1 pseudogene is annotated in these 517 nt (G+C 44.1%); it reads right to left on the bottom strand.

What is annotated here, in order from left to right:
- Nucleotides 1–118: 118 nt before the first annotated feature.
- Nucleotides 119–517, bottom strand: a pseudogene (locus R7Q46_RS30335) (hypothetical protein); the annotation flags it as partial.

Genomic DNA, 517 nt, shown 5'->3' with positions numbered 1-517 from the left:
CAGTAAATGGATGAATGGCAACTAATTTTTACAATAAGAAATGCGAATAACAGGAAAGAAAACAGCCCATCAAAGATGAGCTGTTCGGTAATGAATCAATGCTGTGGAACTATTGCATTTAAATTTTGTCAGTCACCGCAAGTGTTGCTGCAAGCACATCTTGCCCAAACATCACGCTGCGCTCAGGAGACCAACCGTACAACGGATCAGGGTGGTTGTTATTGTCTTTGAATGGCATCTCAATTGTGTACGATAAGCACTTAAATTGCTCGGCAACCCAATTTGAACCAACCGTCAGGTTTGCCTTGCCTGGTTCGTCTTTGTCGTAGCCAATTTCATCTTGGAACTCTGGCGTAATAGTCAACAGTGCTTGTTTGAATGCATTTTCCAGCGCCGCTAAGTTTTCATCGTACGAAGGGATGCCTTCAGAGCCTGCAACAAAGTTGTATGGGATCGCTTCATCACCATGAACATCTAAGAACATATCCACGCCCGTTTCGAGCATGCGTTCACGAAC

This window comes from Vibrio sp. 811 (genome assembly GCF_033339195.1).
The sequence above is the reverse complement of the archived record's forward strand: the minus strand, read 5'-3'. Positions and strand labels throughout refer to the sequence as shown.